Origin of the sequence: Actinomyces succiniciruminis (assembly GCF_900002405.1) — a bacterium.
Lineage (GTDB): Bacteria > Actinomycetota > Actinomycetes > Actinomycetales > Actinomycetaceae > Actinomyces > Actinomyces succiniciruminis.
In genome coordinates this window covers 33,972-53,989 of record NZ_LK995477.1, presented here as the reverse complement: position 1 = coordinate 53,989, position 20,018 = coordinate 33,972, and the positions used below count along the sequence as shown (strand labels likewise).

16 protein-coding genes are annotated in these 20,018 nt (G+C 68.7%); 1 reads left to right on the top strand and 15 read right to left on the bottom strand.

The features are described from left to right. Positions 1-5: 5 nt before the first annotated feature. The 14 genes from BN1056_RS03665 to BN1056_RS03600 all read right to left on the bottom strand — a co-directional run bounded on the left by BN1056_RS03665 (position 6) and on the right by BN1056_RS03600 (position 18,493). On the bottom strand, positions 6-1,394 hold the full coding sequence (locus BN1056_RS03665; protein WP_210579145.1) for a citrate synthase: 1,389 nt from the start codon (positions 1,392-1,394) through the stop codon (positions 6-8). Positions 1,395-1,550: 156 nt separating this feature from the next. Beyond that, positions 1,551-2,777: a succinyldiaminopimelate transaminase gene (gene dapC / locus BN1056_RS03660; protein WP_273043108.1), complete on the bottom strand. Its 1,227-nt coding sequence runs from the start codon at positions 2,775-2,777 to the stop codon at positions 1,551-1,553. 125 nt (positions 2,778-2,902) lie between these two features. Further along, on the bottom strand, positions 2,903-3,475 hold the full coding sequence (locus BN1056_RS03655) for a beta-sandwich lipoprotein (RefSeq protein ID WP_210579143.1): 573 nt from the start codon (positions 3,473-3,475) through the stop codon (positions 2,903-2,905). A gap of 29 nt (positions 3,476-3,504) precedes the next feature. Then, positions 3,505-3,855 carry a ferredoxin gene (gene fdxA / locus BN1056_RS03650; RefSeq protein ID WP_073327350.1) on the bottom strand — a complete coding sequence of 117 codons (351 nt, stop codon included), beginning with the start codon at positions 3,853-3,855 and terminating at the stop codon, positions 3,505-3,507. Between the two features lie 250 nt (positions 3,856-4,105). Further along, positions 4,106-5,899, bottom strand: a complete 1,794-nt coding sequence (locus tag BN1056_RS03645; protein ID WP_210579140.1) for a VanW family protein — start codon at positions 5,897-5,899, stop codon at positions 4,106-4,108. Between the two features lie 39 nt (positions 5,900-5,938). Beyond that, on the bottom strand, positions 5,939-7,861 hold the full coding sequence (typA, locus tag BN1056_RS03640; RefSeq protein WP_210579139.1) for a translational GTPase TypA: 1,923 nt from the start codon (positions 7,859-7,861) through the stop codon (positions 5,939-5,941). A 136-nt stretch (positions 7,862-7,997) separates the two neighbouring features. Then, on the bottom strand, positions 7,998-8,639 hold the full coding sequence (locus tag BN1056_RS03635) for a PH domain-containing protein (protein WP_210579137.1): 642 nt from the start codon (positions 8,637-8,639) through the stop codon (positions 7,998-8,000). 15 nt (positions 8,640-8,654) lie between these two features. Continuing rightward, positions 8,655-10,352, bottom strand: coding sequence for an ABC transporter family substrate-binding protein (locus tag BN1056_RS03630; protein WP_210579136.1), 1,698 nt, complete (start codon positions 10,350-10,352; stop codon positions 8,655-8,657). 199 nt (positions 10,353-10,551) lie between these two features. Continuing rightward, positions 10,552-12,714, bottom strand: a complete 2,163-nt coding sequence (locus BN1056_RS03625; protein WP_210579135.1) for a dipeptide ABC transporter ATP-binding protein — start codon at positions 12,712-12,714, stop codon at positions 10,552-10,554. Further along, entirely contained in the window at positions 12,711-13,697 is a 987-nt protein-coding gene (locus BN1056_RS03620; protein ID WP_210579182.1) for an ABC transporter permease, read from the bottom strand. The genes BN1056_RS03625 and BN1056_RS03620 overlap by 4 nt, the downstream gene beginning before the upstream one ends. A 50-nt stretch (positions 13,698-13,747) precedes the next feature. After that, positions 13,748-14,707 (bottom strand): ABC transporter permease, encoded by a 960-nt coding sequence (locus BN1056_RS03615; RefSeq protein WP_210579134.1) that lies wholly within the window; start codon positions 14,705-14,707, stop codon positions 13,748-13,750. A 414-nt stretch (positions 14,708-15,121) separates the two neighbouring features. Then, positions 15,122-16,123, bottom strand: a complete 1,002-nt coding sequence (locus BN1056_RS03610) for a bile acid:sodium symporter family protein (RefSeq protein ID WP_210579133.1) — start codon at positions 16,121-16,123, stop codon at positions 15,122-15,124. Positions 16,124-16,189: 66 nt separating this feature from the next. Then, entirely contained in the window at positions 16,190-16,783 is a 594-nt protein-coding gene (locus BN1056_RS03605) for a biotin transporter BioY (protein WP_210579132.1), read from the bottom strand. Positions 16,784-17,164: 381 nt separating this feature from the next. Further along, positions 17,165-18,493: an autotransporter outer membrane beta-barrel domain-containing protein gene (locus BN1056_RS03600; RefSeq protein WP_210579131.1), complete on the bottom strand. Its 1,329-nt coding sequence runs from the start codon at positions 18,491-18,493 to the stop codon at positions 17,165-17,167. Between the two features lie 180 nt (positions 18,494-18,673). Between BN1056_RS03600 and BN1056_RS03595 the strand changes: the two genes are divergently transcribed. Continuing rightward, positions 18,674-19,318 (top strand): NUDIX hydrolase, encoded by a 645-nt coding sequence (locus BN1056_RS03595; protein WP_210579130.1) that lies wholly within the window; start codon positions 18,674-18,676, stop codon positions 19,316-19,318. Here BN1056_RS03595 and BN1056_RS03590 read toward each other — a convergent pair. Continuing rightward, positions 19,309-19,875 (bottom strand): NADPH-dependent FMN reductase, encoded by a 567-nt coding sequence (locus tag BN1056_RS03590; protein ID WP_073327365.1) that lies wholly within the window; start codon positions 19,873-19,875, stop codon positions 19,309-19,311. The genes BN1056_RS03595 and BN1056_RS03590 overlap by 10 nt on opposite strands. Positions 19,876-20,018 lie beyond the last annotated feature (143 nt).

The following is a 20,018-nucleotide window of genomic DNA, read 5'->3' as shown; positions in this document are numbered from 1 at the left end:
GCCCCTCACACGCGCGGGACGCGGTCCAGGGTGGGCTCGCCGATGCGGGTGTCGGGGTACTCGCGCACGCGCTTGCGCCGGTGCATGGCCACGTAGTGGCGCTCCACCTCGCCGGTGTACACCTGGCGGGGGCGGCCGATGCGCTTGGCCGGATCGTTCATCATCTCCCGGTACTGGGCAATCCAGCCGGGCAGGCGCCCGAGCGCGAACAGCGGCGTGAACATCTTCGTTGGGAAGCCCATCGCCTGGTAGATGAGTCCCGTGTAGAAGTCGACGTTCGGGTACAGGTTGCGGGAGATGAAGTAGTCGTCGGATAGGGCGACCTCCTCCAGCTCCATGGCGATCTCCAGCTTGCGGTCTCCGTCCTTGGAGCCCAGGCGGGCCAGCACCTCGTGGGCGGTTGCCTTGACCAGGGCTGCGCGCGGGTCATAGTTCTTGTAGACACGGTGCCCGAAGCCCATCAAGCGCACCCCGTCCTCCTTGTTCTTGACCTTGCGGACGAACTCGGTGGTGCTCATGCCCTCGGACTGGATCCGATCCAGCATGCGCAGCACGGCCTCGTTGGCGCCGCCGTGCAGCGGCCCGGACAGGGCCCCCACACCCGCGGCCACTGATGCGTACAGGTTGGCGTCGGAGGAGCCGACCAGGCGCACGGTGGAGGTGGAGCAGTTCTGCTCGTGGTCGGCGTGCAGGATCAGGAGCATGTCCAGGGCGCGGACGACGGTGGGGTCGATGTCGCTGGCCTGGTAGGGCATGCCGAAGGTCATGTTGAGGAAGTCCTCGACGTAACCGCGCTTGGGGTCGGGGTACAGCAGCGGCAGCCCGATGGCACGGCGGGCGATGTAGCTGATCATCGTGGGCATCTTGCTCAGCAGCAGCACGGTGGCCAGCTCGGTCTCGTAGGGGTCGTGCGGGTTGAGGGTGTCCTCGTAGTAGGTGGCCAGGCCCGCAATGCCCGCCTGAAGGATCGCCATGGGGTGTCCCGAGGAGGGGAAGGAGGTGAAGAAGCTGCGGAAGTCTTCGTGCAGGAGGCGGTGGCGGCCGATGCGCCGCTCGAAGCGCTCGAAGGTGTCCGGGTCGGGCAGCTCCCCGTTGATCAACAGGTAGGCGACCTCCAGGAAGGTGGAGGACTTGGCCAGCTCCTCGATCGGGTAGCCGCGGTAGCGCAAGATGCCGGCAGCGCCGTCGATGTAGGTGATCTCGGAGGTGCAGGCAGCCGTGTTGGTGAAGCCGGGGTCGAGCGTGACCAGGCCCGTGGTCCCCAGCAGTTTGCCGATGGCCAGTCCGTCGGAGCCGTCGGTGGCCAGGGCACGAGGCAGTTCCAGGCTGGTCTCGCCGACGGTGAGCATCCCGGGGGCGTCCTGGGCGCTGAGGTCAGTGGGCGTTTCGGTCATGAGTGTCTCCTTGTTGGCGACGGCGGGCCGCGGGAGCGGCCCCGGACCTGTCTGCCCGGAACCATACCGGCAGGCGACCGCCGTCGTCGCGCCGGGTCCGAAGGTGCGCGGGACGACGGCGCGGCACCCGCCATCCGGACGGGGGCGCCGGCCGCCTCAGCCGGCGAACAGGGCGGCCGCGTCGGGGGCGTGCAGGCGCCGCACCGCGGCGGCCACCCGCTCGTCGGTGTCGGTCAGGGACATACGCACATGCCCGGCGCCGGCCGCGCCGTAGAAGTCCCCGGGGGCGACGACGATCCCCAGTTCGGCGAAGGCGCCCACCAGATCCCAGGCGCTCATGGACGCCGACCCGCTCAGCCACAGGTATAGGCCGGCGACCGAGTCGGGGTCGTTGACCAGGCCGACGGCGGCCGTCGCCTCCAGCAGCGCCTCACGCCGGGCCCGGTAGACGGCCTGTTGCGCCACCACGTGCGCGTCGTCGGCGAGGGTGGCGGCCAGGGCGGCCTGCACGGGCGCCGGCGGCAGCATGCCGGTGTGGCGGCGCACCTCGGTGACGGCGGCCACCAGCGTCGGGTCGCCGGCGAGGAAGGCGGCCCGGTAGCCGGCGAGGTTGGACTGCTTGGACAGGGAGTACAGGGCGAGCAGGCCGGTGAGGTCGGGGGCGCCGTCGGGGCCGGTGCCGGTCACGCGGGCGTCGAGCAGGCTGGGGACGCCGTCGGTGGCCCAGGGCTGTTCCCAGGCGAGTTCGGCGTAGCACTCGTCGGACAGGACGACGACGCCGCGCGCCCGCGCCCAGGCGACGATGCGGGCGAGCTGGTCGACGGAGAGGACGTGCCCGTCGGGGTTGCCGGGACTGTTGAGCCAGATGGCAACGAGGCGGCCGTCGGGCAGATCCCAGGAGTCGGGGTCGGCGGCGGTGTCGACCGGGACGGGGGTAGCGCCGGCCAGGCGGGCACCGACGTCGTAGGTGGGGTAGGCGGCGCGTGGATGGGCGATGAGGTCACCGGGGCGGGCGCCGAGCTGGAGCGGCAGCTGGGCCACGGACTCCTTGGAGCCGATGGTGGGGATCACGGCGGCGTCGGTCAGGCCCGTGACGCCGCGACGGCGCCGCATCCAGTCGATGATGGCGGCGCGCACCTGCGGTGTGCCGTCGGCGGGCGGGTAGCCGGGGGCGTTGGCGGCGGCGGCGAGGGCCTCGCGGGCGATCGCCGGGCTGGGGTCCACGGGCGTGCCGATGGACAGGTCGACGACGCCGCCCGGGTGTTGGGCGGCCCGCTGCCGGTAGGGGCGCAGGGAGTGCCAGGGGAAGTCGGGCAGCGCGAGCGGGCGGGGCAGGGCAGCCGGAGCGGCGGAGCCGGGGCCGGCGGGCGTGGAGGCGTTCACGCCGCCATTGTGTCGCGTTCTCGCCTCCGCGGCAGCGCTCCGGCAAACCGCGGCGTAAGGCGTCTCATCTTCCGATACCTTGCTCCAGCGCGCCCTCTATGGATTCGGGGAGTCCCAATACTGGGTCAGTCCTCGTCATCGGGGGCGGTGACGTCGCCGTCGCGATCCAGGGCCGGGTCCTGGGTTGCGCCGCCGGTCGGGTTGGACGCGGACTCCTCCCCGCCCTCGGTCACCGACCCGGTGTCGGCAGCGGCGTCACCGGAAGCGGTGCTGTTCGACCCCGAGGTCTGGAAGTCGATGTCGGGAACGATCGTCTCGGGACGGTATACGACTCGGTAGTGATACGGGTCCACGACCGACGCGTCGGTCTGCTCGACGAAGTAGGTGACGTTGTCGCTCAGGCCCAGGAAGTGCTTCTTGAACAGGTAGCCACCGTCCTCGTCCTTGCCGACCAGGCAGATGACCTCCAGCTGGCTGTCCTCGCTGTCGGCGGTGATGGAGCAGTACCCCTCGATCTCGAGGAGGTACTTGTCGGTGATGCCGTTGAAGAACACGATGCGGCGGTTGATCTCGAAGTTGTCAGAGGCTTTCGAGATGTTGTTGGACGCGGTCTCGGCTGCGTCGGAACAGGCAGTCAGCCCCAGCGCGGCGACGGCTACCAGGGGCAGGGCGATGAGCTTGCGGAGGGTGTTCTTCATTCGTTGCTCTCCTTGTAGGGGTGGCAGGCTCAGTAGCCGTTGGCGGCCTTCCAGTCCTCATTCTGGGGCTCCAGGGCGGCGATCATGGGATCGTCGTAGTCCTGCGGGCCGACGTTCTGCGCGCCGCCCGGAGAGCCCAGGCCCTTGAGGGAGAAGAAGTCAATGTTCGCCCGGGTGTAGTCCTCCCACTCGTCGGGCACGTCATCCTCGTAGAAGATCGCCTCGGTGGGGCACACCGGCTCGCAGGCGCCGCAGTCGACGCACTCGTCGGCGTTGATGTACAGGCTGCGTTCGCCCTCATAGATGCAGTCGACCGGACACTCGTCCACGCACGCACGATCCTTGACGTCCACGCAGGGCTGAGCGATCACGTAGGTCATTGACTGCTTCCTCTCTGTATCCGGGCGTACCGCGCGGGGCCGCGGCCGGGTGCATCTGCGCCCCCAAGTATCTCCCCGCCGCGAGGCCGGACCCAATAGCCGCGCAAGATGTCAAGCAAATACGCCGATTCCAGCCCGCCGGGCGCCCCTCTTTGCGTCACGCACCAAGTGCGAATTGCGCCCGCTGACCGCGGACCACCGGCCCCCGACGCGCCTTTCCCCGGCCCCGCACAGCCCGACGCCGCCTGGCTCAGCTGCACACCACGGGGTTGTCGGAGTCGTAAGCGGTGGTGAGGACGTCGTCGGGCAGGCGCTCGCCGTCGTGGCTGCGGGTGCGGGTAACGGTGACGTCGAATCCCTGGGTGCCGCCGCCATAGGGCTCACAGCCCGGCCCGGAGCCGTGCACGGTGGCGTAGGGCCGGTAGTTCGTGTGCTCCCCCTCGGTAATGGTGACCTCGTAGTAGGGGGTGGACCACAGCCGTACGTGCACCTCCCCGTCGCCGGCCCAGGCCTGCACCAGCACCGTGTAAGGCGTCGAGTTGCGCCATTTGACGTCCTTGACGCCGGTCCAGATGGTGGCCTCCCGGCCGGCCGGGTAGCGGGTGAACCAGTAGGTGTGGGGCCAGTGCTCCACGTCGTCCATGCCGGCCTCGAAGCCGGCGTTGAACACGGTGGTGCCCACCTGGGACAGGCCGCCGCCCATGGCGTCGGTGTGCTGCCCGTCGGTGACCACGCCGGCGTAGGTGTAGCCGTGTTCCAGATCGACCGGGCCGAGGGCGTCGGTGGTGGAGAAGGTCTCCCCCGGGGCGACGAGGGTGCCGTTGATCATCTCGGTGCCGCGCTGGAGGTTCTGGTCGCGCCCGTACTGGGAGAAGTAGGGGGTGGAGAACTCGCCGACGATCTCGGCTATACCCCACTCCTCCTCCGGTGTGGCGACCTCCGGCTGTAGGACGGCGACGGTAGCGGTGGCGGTGCGTGCCCCGCCGACCTCGGTGCCGGCGGCCAGGACGGCGTCGGCCAGGTCGCCCGCGTCGATGCCCGTGCCGGTGGTGGCGGCGTGGTAGACGGGGGCGGCGTCCGCGGCTGTGGCGGGATCGCCGTCGATGGTCCAGGTGGCGTCGGTGGCCGGGGTCTCGATGCCCTCCCCCAGGGCGGCGACGACGGCGTCGTGCAGCGCATCGGCGTCCAGGACGGCGGTCAGGGTGCCGTCGCTGGAGTCGATGGTGGTCATCGCGGCGAGCATCGCGGGCGTCAGCACGGCCTCGCCGGTGGCGGCCGCGGCGCCGGTATCTGCGGCGGTGACGGTGATGTCGGCGTTCAACAGGGGGCTCAGGACGGTGTCGATGAAGTCCTTGGCGTCGGCGTCGGTGATGGCCGGGTTGGCGGTGCCGGAGGCCAGGGCGATGCTGTCCGCACCCAGTGGCCAGGCGTCGGTCAGGGCGCTCACGCTCGCCGCCACATCCAGCCCGGTGCCGACCGAGCCGGGGGTGAGCACCGGGGTGGTGCCGTCCAGGGTGACGACGGCGTCCGCGGTGCCGGTGGCGAGCGTGTCCAGGCGGGTGTTGAGGGCGCGGGTGAGCGCGTCGGCGTCCACGGCTACGACTGCGTCGACGCGGGTGCCGGACAGCCGCCGCACCAGGGTTACGGGGTTGAGGGTGGGGCCGGTCAGGCGGTCGATGCTGGCGGCGGCGTCCACGCTCACGCCGGAGCGCGCGGGAACGAGGGTGTCGGAGGCGTCGTCGACGATCAGGGTGGCCGGCTGCTCGAGCTGGGCGCCGATGCCGGCTTCCACGGCGGCGACCGCCTCGGCACGGGTCATGCCGGAGACGTCTACGCCGGAGACGGCGGAGCCGGGCGCCAGGGTGCGGGTGGTCGCCCAGGCGAGCCCCAGCCAGGCGATGAGCAGGGTGGCGCCGAGCGCGGCCAGCAGCGGGCGCAGCACTGCGTGACCGGCGCGGGCGGCGGAGGCCGCAGAGGCTTCAGGGGCAGCGGCGGGCGAGCCGACGGCGGAGGAGGCGACGTCGTCGAGCGGGACCTGGTTCATGGGCGCACTCCCGGGTCGGGGCGGCGACAGTCCGGCGCCTCAGGCGCCGGCGCGACGGCGGCGGGCGGCGGCCTTGAAGCGCTCCTGCGAGTCGAGGATGACCTTGCGGATGCGCACGGCGTCCGGGGTGACCTCCACGCACTCGTCGTCGGAGGCGAATTCGAGGGCCTCCTCCAGGGTGAGCCGGCGCGGCGGTGTGAGTGCCTCGTAGACGTCGGCGGTGGAGGAGCGCATGTTGGTCTGCTGCTTCTCGCGCACCACGTTCACGTCCATGTCCTCGTCGCGAGGGTTCTCCCCCACGACCTGCCCCTCATAGGTCTCCTGACCGGGCTCGACGAAGAAGGTGCCGCGGTCCTGCAGCCGGATCAGGGCGTAGGCGGTGACGGCGCCGGCGCGGTCGGAGACCAGGGAGCCGGTGGTGCGGGCGGTGATCGGGCCCGCCCAGGGCTCGTAGCCCTCGGCGATGGAGGAGGCGATGCCGGTGCCGCGGGTCTCGGTGAGGAACTGGGTGCGCCAGCCGATCAGGCCGCGGGCGGGCACCAGGAACTCCATGCGGATCCAGCCGGTGCCGTGGTTGGTCATGGTCTCCATGCGGCCCTTGCGGGCGGCCATGAGCTGGGTGACGGCGCCCAGGTGCTCCTCGGGCACGTCGATGGTCATGCGCTCGACCGGCTCATAGCGCTTGCCGTCGACCATCTTGGTGACCACCTGCGGCTTGCCGACGGTCAGCTCGAAGCCCTCCCGGCGCATCTGCTCCACCAGGATGGCCAGCGCCAGTTCGCCGCGGCCCTGCACCTCCCAGGCGTCGGGGCGGGATGTGGGCAGCACACGCAGCGAGACGTTGCCGATCAGTTCGCGATCCAGGCGGTCCTTGACCTGGCGGGCGGTGACCTTGGCACCCTTGGTGCGGCCGGCCATCGGGGAGGTGTTGATGCCGATGGTCATGGAGATGGCGGGGTCGTCCACCTTGATCAGCGGCAGGGGCCGCGGGTCCTCGGGGTCGACCAGGGACTCGCCGATGGTGATGTCCTCGATGCCGGCGACGGCGACGATGTCACCGGCGTGGGCCTCCTCGGCGGGCTTGCGCTCCAGGCCCTCGGTGACCAGCAGTTCGGAGACGCGGGCGGAGGCGATGGAGCCGTCGTGGCGGGCCCAACCGACGGTCTGCCCCTTGCGCAGGGTGCCGGCATGGATGCGCAGCAGGGCGAGACGCCCCAGGAACGGGGAGGCGTCCAGGTTGGTCACGTGCGCCTGCAGGGGCGCGGACTCGTCGTAGGAGGGGCCGGGGATCCGCTCGATGATGGTGCGGAACAGGGGCTCGAGGTTCTTCGAGGCGGGCAGTTCGCCGTCGGCGGGCTTGACGGTGTCGGCGCGGCGGGCCTTGGCGGAGGCGTACACGACGGGCACGTCCAGCACGGCGTCCAGGTCGATGTCCGGGTGCTCGTCGGCCAGGTCGGAGGCGAGCGAGAGCAGCAGGTCGGTGGTCTCGGAGACGACCTCGTCCAGGCGGGAGTCGGGGCGGTCCACCTTGTTGACCACCAGGATCACCGGCAGGCTCGCCTCCAGAGCCTTGCGCAGCACGAAGCGCGTCTGCGGCAGGGGCCCCTCGGAGGCGTCCACGAGCAGCAGCACACCGTCCACCATGGACAGTCCGCGCTCGACCTCGCCGCCGAAGTCGGCGTGTCCGGGGGTGTCGATGACGTTGATGGTGATGCCTGCGGGCAGTCCCGCGTCGATGGCGGCCGGGCCGGCGTAGTGGACGGCGGTGTTCTTGGCGAGGATGGTGATGCCCTTCTCGCGCTCCAGCTCACCGGTGTCCATGATGCGGTCGGTCGTGTTCTCTTCAGTGGCGCGGTTGCCGAGGGCACCGGCCTCCCAGAGCATCGCGTCGACAAGCGTGGTCTTGCCGTGGTCGACGTGGGCGACGATGGCGACGTTGCGCAGGTCCTGGCGCACGGTCATATGGGCTGATTCCTCCCCTAGGCAAGCGCCCGCGGGCGCACAAACTCAGCAAGGGTACCGCCGCGCGCGGCGGCGGGCCATGACAGGCGCGACATGCCGCCTGTGCGGCCGCTCACCCGCGCCGCGGGGTGTGGGGTCAGAGAACCCCCGCCAGCAATGCCGCGGCAGCCGCGATTGCGACGCATACGGGCAGCGGATTCCATCGCGAGCTGATCCCGCCCGCGTCCGGCCGGGCGGAGGTCGCCTCGCGGCGTTCCTTATAGGCGAGGAGGAGTTCACCCGCAGCGTCGGCGTCCAGGTGTGCGCGAAAAACGGAGTCGCTCTCTCCCAGGTATTCCTCTGGGACTTCGCGGCGCACACGGGCGTCATGCTCCGTGCGGCGTGTACCGAGTAGCTCTTGCTCCCGCAACTCCTGGCGTCTGCGGAAGGATGTGGACAACCCACCTGCACGCTGCGCGGCGGAGGCCTTAACCGTATGGCCGGATCCGGTGATGATCTCCAGTCCCCAGCGGGTGCGGCAGGAATCCATCTCATCCCAGCCGAAAAGATGGGTGCGCCACGCGTTGCGCACGGTGATGCCGGCGTCCGCGACGGTAAGCTGCGGCGCCCACCACAAGCACCAAACCGCAAGCATCAGGAACAGGCCGCAGCCCAGGGCCTGCAGCCCGTTGCGGGTGCCGTCGGCCAGCCAGACCGTAATAACGGCCCAGGCCGTGCCGGCACCCGTTAGCAGAGTGCCGACACGACCCGGAAGTGAACGGATTACGACCGTGGGCAAAGCCCCGTGACTCCCTTACTCGGCTACGTAGCCGATGTTCTCGGGACGGTAGGAGGCCAGCCCCATGGCCCCGAAGTTCGCGAGGTTCTTCGGAACGGCGGTGAACTGCATGCGCTGGTAAATGGGCACGTTCATGACGTTCTCCCAAATGATGGCGTCGCACTCGTTGGCCATGCGGGCGCGCTCGTCCTCGTCCATCGTCGAGGCGATCTTCGCGATGTAGTCGTCGATCTCGGGAATGGACTGAGAGGTGAAATTCGACTCCGAGCCGGTGCCGTAGATCTGGCCGATGTTGGCAAGCGGGTACTGGGTCTTGACCCAGGTGAAGGCAGTGATCTCGTAGTTCTTAGGAATGATGTAATCGGGGAAGTACTTATCCGACTCCACGGTGGTGAGCTTCATCTCCATGCCCACCTCCTTCAGCTGGCTCTGCAGGAGGTTGCCCTCATTCTCCGTGGTCGGAGTGCCGGTCGGCACGGTGTAGCTGAAGGACAGCCGCTGCCCATCCTTCTCGCGGATGCCGTCATCGCCCTCGACCCAGCCGGCGTCCTCCAGAAGCTGCTTGGCAGCTTCCGGGTCGTAGGACCAGTCGCCGGAGTTGTCCTGGTAGCCCTCCTGGGAGGGCATGAAGAAGCGGTTGCCGAGCATGACCTTGTCCATCTCGATCGGCAGCCCTGCCAGGTCGGAGGAGGCGATGGCTTCACGGTCGCAGGCACGCATCAGGGCCTGGCGCACGGTCTTGTCCGACAGCGGACCGGAGGCAGCGTTGATGGTGAAGTGGCGCCACTGCAGACCGGAGTTGCTCCGGATCTCGGCGTCCTCGCGCCCGGCGGCCTGGTTGTAGACGTCGGCGGAGATGATGTAGTCGATGACGTCGATGGCCTTGTTCGCAAAGGAGGTCGCCTCGGCGGAGGCGTCCAGGGCGCGGAAGGTGACCTTGTCCAGCAGCGGGGCCTCGCCCCACCACAGGTCGTTGGGCACCAGCGTGACCAGCTGCTGGGACTCGTTGTAGGAGTCGACCTTGAAGGGACCGGCGAAGTAGTCGTTGTTGAACGCACCCGCGCCCGCCATCGACTCGTTGAAGGTCTTGGCGTCCGCCATCAGTTCCTTCGGGCTCACGCCTGCGAGCGCGTTGGTCCAGTCCGGGAAGACGGTCTTGAATGTGATCTTGGCGGTGCGCTCGTCGACGATCTCCACGGATTCGATGTCCGTCAGGCCGTCGGTGGAGGCCCACTGATACTCCGGGTCGTCGCCATGGGACAGGGAGGCCTCGATGTCCTCGGAGTCCATCGGGCGCCCGTTGCCCCAGACGGCCTTCTCGTTCAGCTCAATGGTGGCTACGGTCTTGCCGTCGACCTCTTCGGCCTCGTAGGTGGTCAGGAAGTTCGGGTTGGGGGTCGGAGCGCCGTCGTCACCCCAGTCGATGAAGTAGGGCGCGACGAAGTTCATGATCAGTCGTACGTCGCCGGTGTTGCCGTTGACGTGGGCCGAATTCCAGTTGGAAACAGCATTCTGTATGGCGAAGTTGAGCTCGCCGCCCTGCTGCAGGTCGGCGCGGTCCTTGCGGTTCACGGCCGCGTCGAAGTCGGCCTCATCACCCGTTCCGGCGGATGAGGTCGAGGTCGAGTCAGTGTTCCTGGCGCATGCGGCCAGAGCGGCCATTGCGGCCGCAGAGGCCGAACCGGCCAGGAACAGACGACGGTTGATGTTCATATGAAAGCTCCGATTCGAGATGGATCCGGATGGTTGGACACGGCGACGCTAAGTAGCCGCCGCAGTCAAGCCGTGGGCATGGTGTACATCATACGTTCACCTGCAGCAGTCGCATCCTGCTTGCGACGCCGCATGACATGCAGTTTCGCACTTGTTGGTCACGAATGCCTTGCTTCGGGCTTGGTACTCGCTGACGACGTCAGAACACAGCGGTGCGCTCGGGGTAGTAGCAGGCGACTTCGTGGTCCTCACCCTCGCGGGTGAAGTCCGGCATGCGCTCCAGGCAGGCCTTCCTCTGCTCGTCATTCAATTCACCCGCGAACTTGGGGCAGCGAGTGCGGAAGCGGCAGCCCGAGGGCGGGCTGGCCGGGGACGGCAGATCGCCCTCCAGGATGATGCGGCTGCGCGTGCGCTCCTTGGCCGGATCCGGAATTGGAATGGCCGAGAGCAGTGCCTGCGTATACGGGTGTGCGGGGGCTGAGAACACCGCATCGACGTCGCCGATCTCGACGATCTTGCCCAGGTACATGACGGCCACGCGATCCGCAATGTGTCGCACCACGGACAGGTCGTGGGCAACGAATAGGTAGCTGAGTCCCAGGGTCGCGCGCAACTCGTCGAGCAGATTGATGACCCCGGCCTGAATGGACACGTCCAGAGCGGAGACCGGCTCGTCCAGCACGAGCAGCTTCGGCTCGAGCGCGAGCGCCCGGGCAATGCCGATGCGCTGGCGCTGCCCACCGGAGAAGTTGCGGGGGTAGCGGTTGGCGTGGCTCGGTTCGAGCCCCACCAGTTTCATGAGCTCCTCGACGCGCGGACCGACCTGCTGCTTGCCCCAGCCATTGGCCCGTAGCGGCTCTGCGATGATGTCGTAAATGGGCAGACGCGGATCCAGTGACGCCATGGGGTCCTGGAAGACGACCTGCAGGTCGCGGCGAATCTGCTTGCGTTCCGCGCGGCGGATCGCCGCAGTATCCCTGCCCAAGACGACGATTTTGCCGTCCTGCGGCGCCTGCAGATTAAGCACCTCCATGAGCGTGGTGGTCTTGCCGCAGCCCGACTCGCCAACGATTGCCAGAGTCTCGCCCTCGCGCACGTCGAAGGATATGCCGTCCACCGCGTGCACGGTGCCGACGCGCCGCTTGAACACGGCACCCTTCATCAGGGGGAATTCCTTCACCAGGCCGTCTACCCGCAGCACCTCGGGTCGCTGCGGGTGGGGCAGATTCATGACATCGGCGGTCTTCAAGGAGGGGACCGGGAAGATGTCCGTGTAGTCGAGATTGTTCTTCTCGATCTCCGGGAAGCGACGGCAGGCGGACCTCTGCTGCTCAGCGGCGGTGGAGGCGGACAGCACGGCGTCGTCGCGGACGGCGACCAGATCGGGTTCGCCGTCTAGACACTCCGCGACCGCCATGGGGCACCGGGGCGCGAATGGGCAGCCGGTGGGCGCCTCCAGCAGCGAGGGCGGGTTGCCCTCAAGGGTGGCCAGGGCGGAATCCTTCTTGGCGTCGAGGCGGGGCAGCGACCCGAGCAGCCCAATCGTGTAGGGCATACGCGAGTGGTAGAAGATGTCGTCGACACCGCCGGTTTCGACGACCCGCCCCGCATACATGACGGCGACGCGGTCGGCCATGCCGGCCACGACTCCCAGGTCGTGGGTAATCATGATGACGCCGGCGCCGGTCTCCTTCTGCGCCGTGCGCAGCACATCAAGGATCTGCGCCTGAATGGTCACGTCCAGCGCTGTGGTGGGCTCGTCGGCGATGATCAGGTCCGGGTTGTTGGCGATCGCGATGGCGATAACGGCGCGCTGCCGCATGCCTCCGGAAAACTCGTTCGGATAGGCCTTGAACCGCACCTCCGGGTTGGGGATACCCACCAGATCTAGTAGTTCGACCGCCCGCTTGTTGGCATCGGCGTCGGGCATGTCCGGGTTGTGGACCTTCAGCGCCTCGACGATCTGGTCCCCCACCGTATACACGGGCGTGAGGGCGGACAGGGGGTCCTGGAACACCATGGAGACCTGGGTGCCCCTGATCTTGGACATGTACTCGTCGCTGCGCCCGAGCAGCTCGGTGCCGTACAGACGCACGGACCCGGAGATATCCGCGGTCTCGTCAAGCAGTCCCATGACAGCCGTTGAGGTCACCGACTTGCCGGAGCCCGACTCGCCGACGAGGGCAAGTACTTCCCCGCGCCTAACCGTCAGGTCGATGCCGCGTACCGCGTGGACCCGGCCATCCTCGGAGGGGAAGGAGACGTGCAGACCCGCGATTTCCAGCAGCGGGGCATCCGCCTCCCGATCGGGTAGCTGCTGCGACTTAGCGGCCGTAGCCCTTTCGCGTCGTGTCGCTATCATGCCTTGCCTCCGGACTTGGACGAGGGGTCGATGGCGTCACGCAGCCCATCGCCCATGAAGTTGACGCACACGAGCATGAACACCAGCACCGCGGCGGGTGCCAGGAAGATCCACGGGTAGGTGGTTGCGGAGCGCTGCCCCTCCGCGATCAGTGTGCCCAGGGACGTGTTCGGCGCTTGCACACCGAAACCGAAGTAGGACAGCGTCGTCTCGCTGAGAACCGCATAGGCGACGTTGAGCGTGGCGTCGACGATCAGCAGCGAGGCGATGTTGGGGATGATGTGGCGGACGATGATGACGGGGCTGGGTACGTTCATGAATCGTGCCGCATTGACGTAGTCGAGGTTCTTGACGCTGAGGGTCAGCGAGCGCACCACGCGTGCCGTGAGCATCCAGCCGAATCCGGCCAGCAGCACGATCAAAAGGGCAATCGATCCCTTGGCAGCCCCTGCCTTCTGGGACAGGATCGCGATGATGAGGAATGACGGCACCACCAGCAGCAGGTCGGTGGCCCACAGGGCGACCTTCTCCCACCAGCCGCCGAAATAGGCGGCGGAGGAACCAATGATCGCAGCGATTGTGGTCTGCAGCAGCGCCACGAACACCCCGATCATCAGCGACTTGCGCGTGCCCTCCACCACCATGGCAAAGACGTCGCGCCCGCCCTGGGTGGTGCCGAACCAGTGATCGGCACTGGGCGGCTGCAGGAAGGCCTTCGAGTCGACGTCGGTGAAGGACCACTGGCCAACATGGTTGCCGAAGATCGCCATCAGTGCGAGGGCCAGGATGCCAACAGCTCCGAATACGGCGGTCTTGTTGCGCAGGAAGCGGCGCAGAATGATGCGCCCGCGGGTAAGTCGCTTGGATTCCTTGGGGTTGTTGTCAAGAAGGTTGCCGCCGTCTGCGACGGTTACCGGCGCCTGGCCCGGCTGGTCCATGGCGGACTGCCCACCGCCGTCGGCCGGCTTGGCGATGGAGTCCATGCCGTGGTGGACGGCATCGGCTGGATTGCGAGTCGAGTCATGCATGTCGGTCAGCTCACTCTCACCCGTGGGTCAACGATCGCGACGAAGACATCGGACAGCAACGCGCCGGTCAACGTGCACAGGCCGGAAAACGCGACTACGGCCGTGATGCCGTTGATGTCGTAGCTCGAGATCGAGCTGATGGAGTATTCGCCCATGCCGTGCCAGCCGTAGACGCGCTCGGTGATGACCGCACCGGTGAACAGGCCGGCCATGGCGAATGCGAAGTAGGTGGCCATGGGAATCAGAGCGGTGCGCAGGGCGTGACGGGTGGCTGCCTGGTGCTTGCGCAGCCCCTTGGCGCGCGCGGTGCGCACGTAGTCCGCACCGAGGGTGTCGAGCATGAGGTTGCGCTGGTAGCGGGAGTAGGAGGCGATCGAGCCCAAGGACATGGAAAGCGTCGGTAGCAGCAGGTGCTGCGCCCGTCCCAGGAAGCCCTCACCCTCGCCGGTGAACTCAAAAATCTGGTAGCCGGTGGTCCGGTTGATGTGGACGGCGAGCACCTGCAGGAGGATCGCCAACACCATCGCCGGCGTCGAGATCAGGATCATGGCCAGCAGCGACACCGTCCGATCGGAGAGCTTGTACTGACGAGTCGCCGTCCAGGCGCCCAGAGCCACACCGCCGACCATACCGATCACGGCTCCCAGGAACACCAGCCGAACCGAGACCGCAATCTTCGTTCCCAGCAACGCGTTGACCGACTCGCCCTTCGGCGTCATACCCCAATTCCAGGAGGTGACTACCTCGCGGAGCCAGGTGACGTAGCGGCTCCATACCGGTAGGTCTGAACTGATGTTGTACTGGACGAGAGCGGCGTTGATCGCATCCCAGTTCAGCGTCGTATCCTCGCGGTTCCAGTTGTTGGCGGGGTCCAAGGACGCTGATGCCAGCAAGTACGCCAGCGACGTCGCTATGAACAACAGGATCGCGTAGTTAGCGAGCCTGCGCATTAGGTACGGAAACATGCGGTCTTCTCTTTGGCGGGCCGCCGGAGGGCCGGGCCCCGCGTGGGAGCCGATTCCGGTGCGGCTACGGACAGTGCCGCCCAGACGCAGCCACCCGCGGGCGACCTTGGGACCGAACGGACCGTCTCACGATACCCGCATTTCGAAACGCCCCTGACACCCAGGACGTCAAGGCCGGGGGTTATGTCCAACGATGGACGGCGCAGAACCGGCCACTACCGGCCGTGCGAGTAACCTCTGCCACATTCCTGCCGCTGGTCCGGCGGCAGGCCCCGGAACCGGACTACTCGCAGGCGAACCCGCCGCCCGCTCCGGGGAATCCGCGAGCGCCCAGCCGTGAACCATCGCCTCCGCGCGAGGCCACGGCGTGCGCCCGCGGCAGTGGGCGGGCACACGCCGTCGTCGGGCGAGGTCTCAGTTGGCGGCGCGGGCGTCCCGGCGGCGGAACAGGGCCGCCACCACGGCGCCGGAGAGGTTGTGCCAGATGGAGAAGACCGCGCCGGGCAGGGCGGCCTCCGCAGTGAAGTACTGGGCGGCGAGACCGGCGGCCAGGCCGGAGTTCTGCATGCCGACCTCAATGGCGGTGGTGCGCGAGGCCTTCTCGTCGTGGCTGGTCACCCGGCCGATCACGTAGCCGAGCAGGTAGCCCAGGCAGTTGTGCAGGGCGACCACCAGCAGCACCAGCGCTCCGGCGGAGGCGATCTTGTCGGCGGAGCCGGAGACCACGGCGATCACCACGTAGCAGATGCCGAGCACGGAGATCCAGGGCATCGCGGGCAGCAGCGGCTCCACGAAGCGGCCCAGGAAGGCACGAATCAGCAGGCCGCCGATGACGGGCACCAGCACGATCTTCACGATCGACATGGCCATGGAGCCGGCGTCGACGGGCATGTACTGGCCGGCAAGCCACTGGGTGAGCAGGGGTGTGAGCAGCGGGGCCAGCAGCGTGGAGATCGAGGTCATGGTCACCGACAGCGCCACATCACCGCGGGAGAGGTAGGAGATGACGTTGGAGGAGGTGCCGCCGGGGGCACAGCCGACCAGGATGACGCCGGCGGCCAGGGCCGGGTCCAGTTGGAAGATGCGGGTCAGGGTCCAGGCGATGAGGGGCATGACCACGAACTGGGCGGCCACCCCCACCAGCACCGGCAGGGGGCGGCGCACCACCAGGGCGAAGTCGGGGACCGTCAGGGTCAGGCCCATGCCGAACATGATGATGCCCAGGGCGTAGTTGGTGCCGGCGGACAGCGGGCTGAGCGCCTCGGGGGCGAGCATCGCGGCGGCGAAGGCCAGCAGGATCAGCAAGGGGAAGACCGTGACGGCGATGTAGGCCGAGCGGTCCTCGTCGTTGCGGCGGGGAGCCGGCGTCGGGTCGGCGGGTTGGGAGGAACTGGGGGTTTGCGCTGGGGAGGTCATGATTCAGTCCTATCGCTGCCAACCGTAATGCGAACGGCCGGTCTCAGGATCCTGGAGTGGGGCGAGTCAGCGCAGCGCCTCCGGGCGGACCACGAAGGCGGCCGCGAAGGACTTCAGCAGGTCACCCACCACGAACGGCGCCAACCCCATGACGAACACCGCGCTCCACGGCGCGCCGGTTGCGGCCTTGAGCCACAGCAGGCCGGGCACATACACCAGCGCGGAGGCCGCGAGCATGAGTCCCACGCGCACCGCCGCCGCCCGCAGGACCGCCGGCGTACCGCGGCCCACGGCGACCGTTCCGGCGCGGCCGGCGAGCAGCGCGGCGAGCCCGTAGCCAAGCACGTACCCGAAGGAGGCGGTGATACCGCCGCTCCAGCCCGCGAGCACCGGGGCTCCGAGGGCGGCCGCCGCGGCGAACAGGGCCACGGCCGCCAGGCCGCGCCGGGAGCCGAGCACGCCGCCCACGCCGAGGGCGGCCAGTGTGCCGAGGGTGACCGGCACCGGGGTGAAGGGCAGTGGCAGGGCGATCTGACCGATCAGGGCGATGGCGGCGGCGCCACCGATGATGAGCGCCGCCTCGCGGGCGACGCGGCGGGCCAGGGGCACCGCGGCGGGAGCGGTGCTGGAGCGGACGGCAGGGCGCATGTTTGTGCTCATGCCACCACCGTAGAGGCGCGAGGGCCCGCAACGCACCGCCGTTTGCCGCTCGGATCCGCGAGCGCAACTTGTGGGATTCCTCCAATTCCCTATTAATGGCTAGCCCACACGTCAAAGGCCTTCCCCACTCGCCCGTGCAACCGCCGCTTACACGCCCACGCCGGTACCCGCGGCACACCGCGGCCGCTAGACGAGGTACGCCTGTCACGGAATGCACCACTTTCAACCGCAACCGCCCCTGGCGCGCCGCATCGAGTCGCATGATTCTGCGGTGAGCGCGGAGACCCCTCAGGAAGCAGACGCAGAAAGAGGTGCATTCCATGACAAGTGCCGGCCTCAAGCGCGCCACACACGCCGCAAGGGGCCCTGCGAACCGCGGCGTCAGGAGACGGTGACGTCGCCGGACGTGGTGCCGGTGGCGGTGCCGCCGTTGGTGGTGTTGACGGTGATGGCGGAGGTGCTCCCGGCGGTGATGGCGCCATCGAAGCTGGTTGCGTCCAGGGTGAGGGTCAGGGTGCCGCCGTTAGAGCCGGAATTGCCCCAGCGGTCCTCGTCGGCGGTGGCCAGGCCGCCGGTGGTCTCCAGTGTGCAGCCGGTGAGCGTGGCCTCGGCGGTGGTGTTGGTGACGTAGAGGATGGGCACGTCCCGGCTGCAGGTCAACGACACATTCGTCAGGGCGAGGGTGGAGGTCTCGGTGGCGGCGTCGGAGTCGGCGGCGTCCCCGGACATGGACTGGTACAGCATGACGCCGGCGGTCTCCGAGTCGGTGGTGAACGTCGAATCGGAGACGGTGGCGTGGTTCTTGCCCTCGACCACGATCGCCTGCCCCTGACCGGAGGTGCCGGTCAGGCCGGAGACGGTGATCTCACCGGTGGAGTAGATGCAGGGCGAGCCGTCGCCGGCGGTGGTGAAGGTGTTCGTGCCGTCCACCGTCACGGTGCCGGAGCCGCGGTCGGTGGCGACGGCGGCGCAGTGGGCGCCCTCGGTGGTGATGGTCAGGTTGGCGCCGGTGATCGCCCCGGCGTAGGTGGCGTGCAGGCCGCGGGAGGACTCGCCGGTGGTGGCGATGGCGGAGGCGGTGACCTCGGCCGTGGCGCCGTCGGTGGCGACGACGGCGTTGGCGCCGGAGGCGTCGGTGGTCAGCGTGGTCTGGTCGATGCTGGCGCTGCTGCCCTCACCGACGACCACGATCGCGGAGTTGAGCCCGTAGAAGCTGTAGGAGTCGTCCACGCCGTGCTCGCCGTCGGTGGAGGCGTCGCCCGACTTGTTGACGCGGGCGTTGGTGACGGTGAGGCTGCCGCCGTTGACGACCAGGAAGACGGTCTCGTCGCCGCTGGCGGATTCGAAGGTGCCGCCGTCGATGGTGGCCGCGATGCCGTCGACGAGGTAGGCGCCGCTCAGGGTGATCTCCTTGTCGCCGATCGAGCCGGTCCAGGAACCGCCCGACAGGGCGGTGTTCGACTCGGATGCCTCGTGGTACTCCGGGCCGACGGCGGCCTCCACGTCGGCGGAGGTGGCGGTGGTGTCCGCGTCGGCGGCCGCCTCGGTGGTGGCTGTGGCGGTGGAGGCGGAGTCGTTGGAGGGGCCGCAGGCCGTCAGCACGCCGACCGTGGCCAGGCCGAGTCCGCCCAGCAGCACGGAGCGGCGCCGCATGCAGAAGCGGTCGTCGTCGAGGTCGGCGGTGTATTCGGTGGTACGGCTGAGACGCATGGGGATCTCCTTCAGGTGTGCTGCCGGCGCCCGACGACGGTGCGCATGTTCCACCGCCGCCGCGGCATCGGCTTGCTGGTCGCCGACCAGTCTGGTGATCCCAGTTATGTGCCGCCTGTGTACCCCGTAGGGCTCCGGCGTGAATGCCACGAGGCCGCAGCGCTGCGCTAGCGTGCTGGCATGCCCGCTCTCCCCCGCCCTGCCGGCCCCGACGACGCCGCGCCCTTCGCGCTCGTGCCCGCCGCCTACGTGCTGTTGCTGCGTCCCCGAAAGGACGCCTCCACAGCCATGGCCACGGAGGCACTCGGCGCCGGCCATCCCGTCGGCGTCGACCGCGCGCCCCGCTCCCCTGCCGGCTGGCCTCACGGCGCCGCCGCTACCGAGGTACTGCTGCAGCTGCGCCGCAACACCGGCTTCATGGACGGGCACTGGGCCGCCGGGATCGCGGGGCACGTCGAGCCCGGCGAGTCGGTGACCGCGGCGGCCGTGCGGGAAGGCGCCGAGGAGCTGGGCTTGGACGTCGCCCCCGGCGACCTGATGCCGCTCACCGCCATGCACCGCAGCAACGCCGTCGGCGGGCCGGCCCTCGAGCAGCGGGCGGACTTCTTCTTCACCCTGACTCGCTGGCGCGGCACACCCAACATCCAGGAGCCGGACAAGTCCGGCGCCCTGAGGTGGTTTGCGCTGGACGCACTGCCCGAGCCGGTCCCGCCGCACGAACTGAAGGTCCTGCGGCTGCTGGCCGCGGCGCTCGACGGCGGCCGGCCCGTGCCCGCGATCACCACCTTCGGCTTCGCGGGCAGGCCCGGCGCGTCTCAGCCCTGACGGGCGGCGATGGAGGCGACGACGGCGTCGAGGGTCTCGGCCAACTGGACGTCGCGCCGGTCCACGGGGGTGAAGGTGGCCATGTCCGCCGTAGTGTCCGTGACGAGGATCAGCTGCACCGGCGGGTAGACCACGTGCATGCTCCAACTGCCCAGGACCGTGCGCCACTGCTCGACCGCCCGGATGGCGCCGTCGCCGGAGTAGCCGACGAAGCCGACGGTCTTGTTCTGGAACTCGGAGAACAGGTGATCGGTGGCGTTCTTGAAGGCGCCGGGGATGCCGTGGTCGTACTCGGAGGTGACGAACACGAAGCCGTCCTGGGAGTCGATGGCGTCTGACCAGGCCTGCACCCGCGGGTCGTCATACTGCTTGTTCGCCATCATTGGCGGAACCTGCGAGGTGAACAGGGGCAGGTCGAAGGACTTGACGTCGATGATGGTGTAGTCGGCGTCGCCGCGGGCGCGCGCGTGCTCAAGCACCCACTGGGCGATCTGCTCGCCGAGGCGAACCTCCCGCACCGAGCCGAGCACGATCCCGATCTTGGGCTTATTGGTCATAGATGTCTCCATTCAGGCCGTGGCCCGCCCGGGTTTGGGCGGTACGAGCCCCAAGAACAGCATGACCTCATTCGTGACGCCAACGAAACCAGACGTTGACATTGTCACAGCGTCGTCGTCCACCGCCCGGCGGCGGTCGCCGT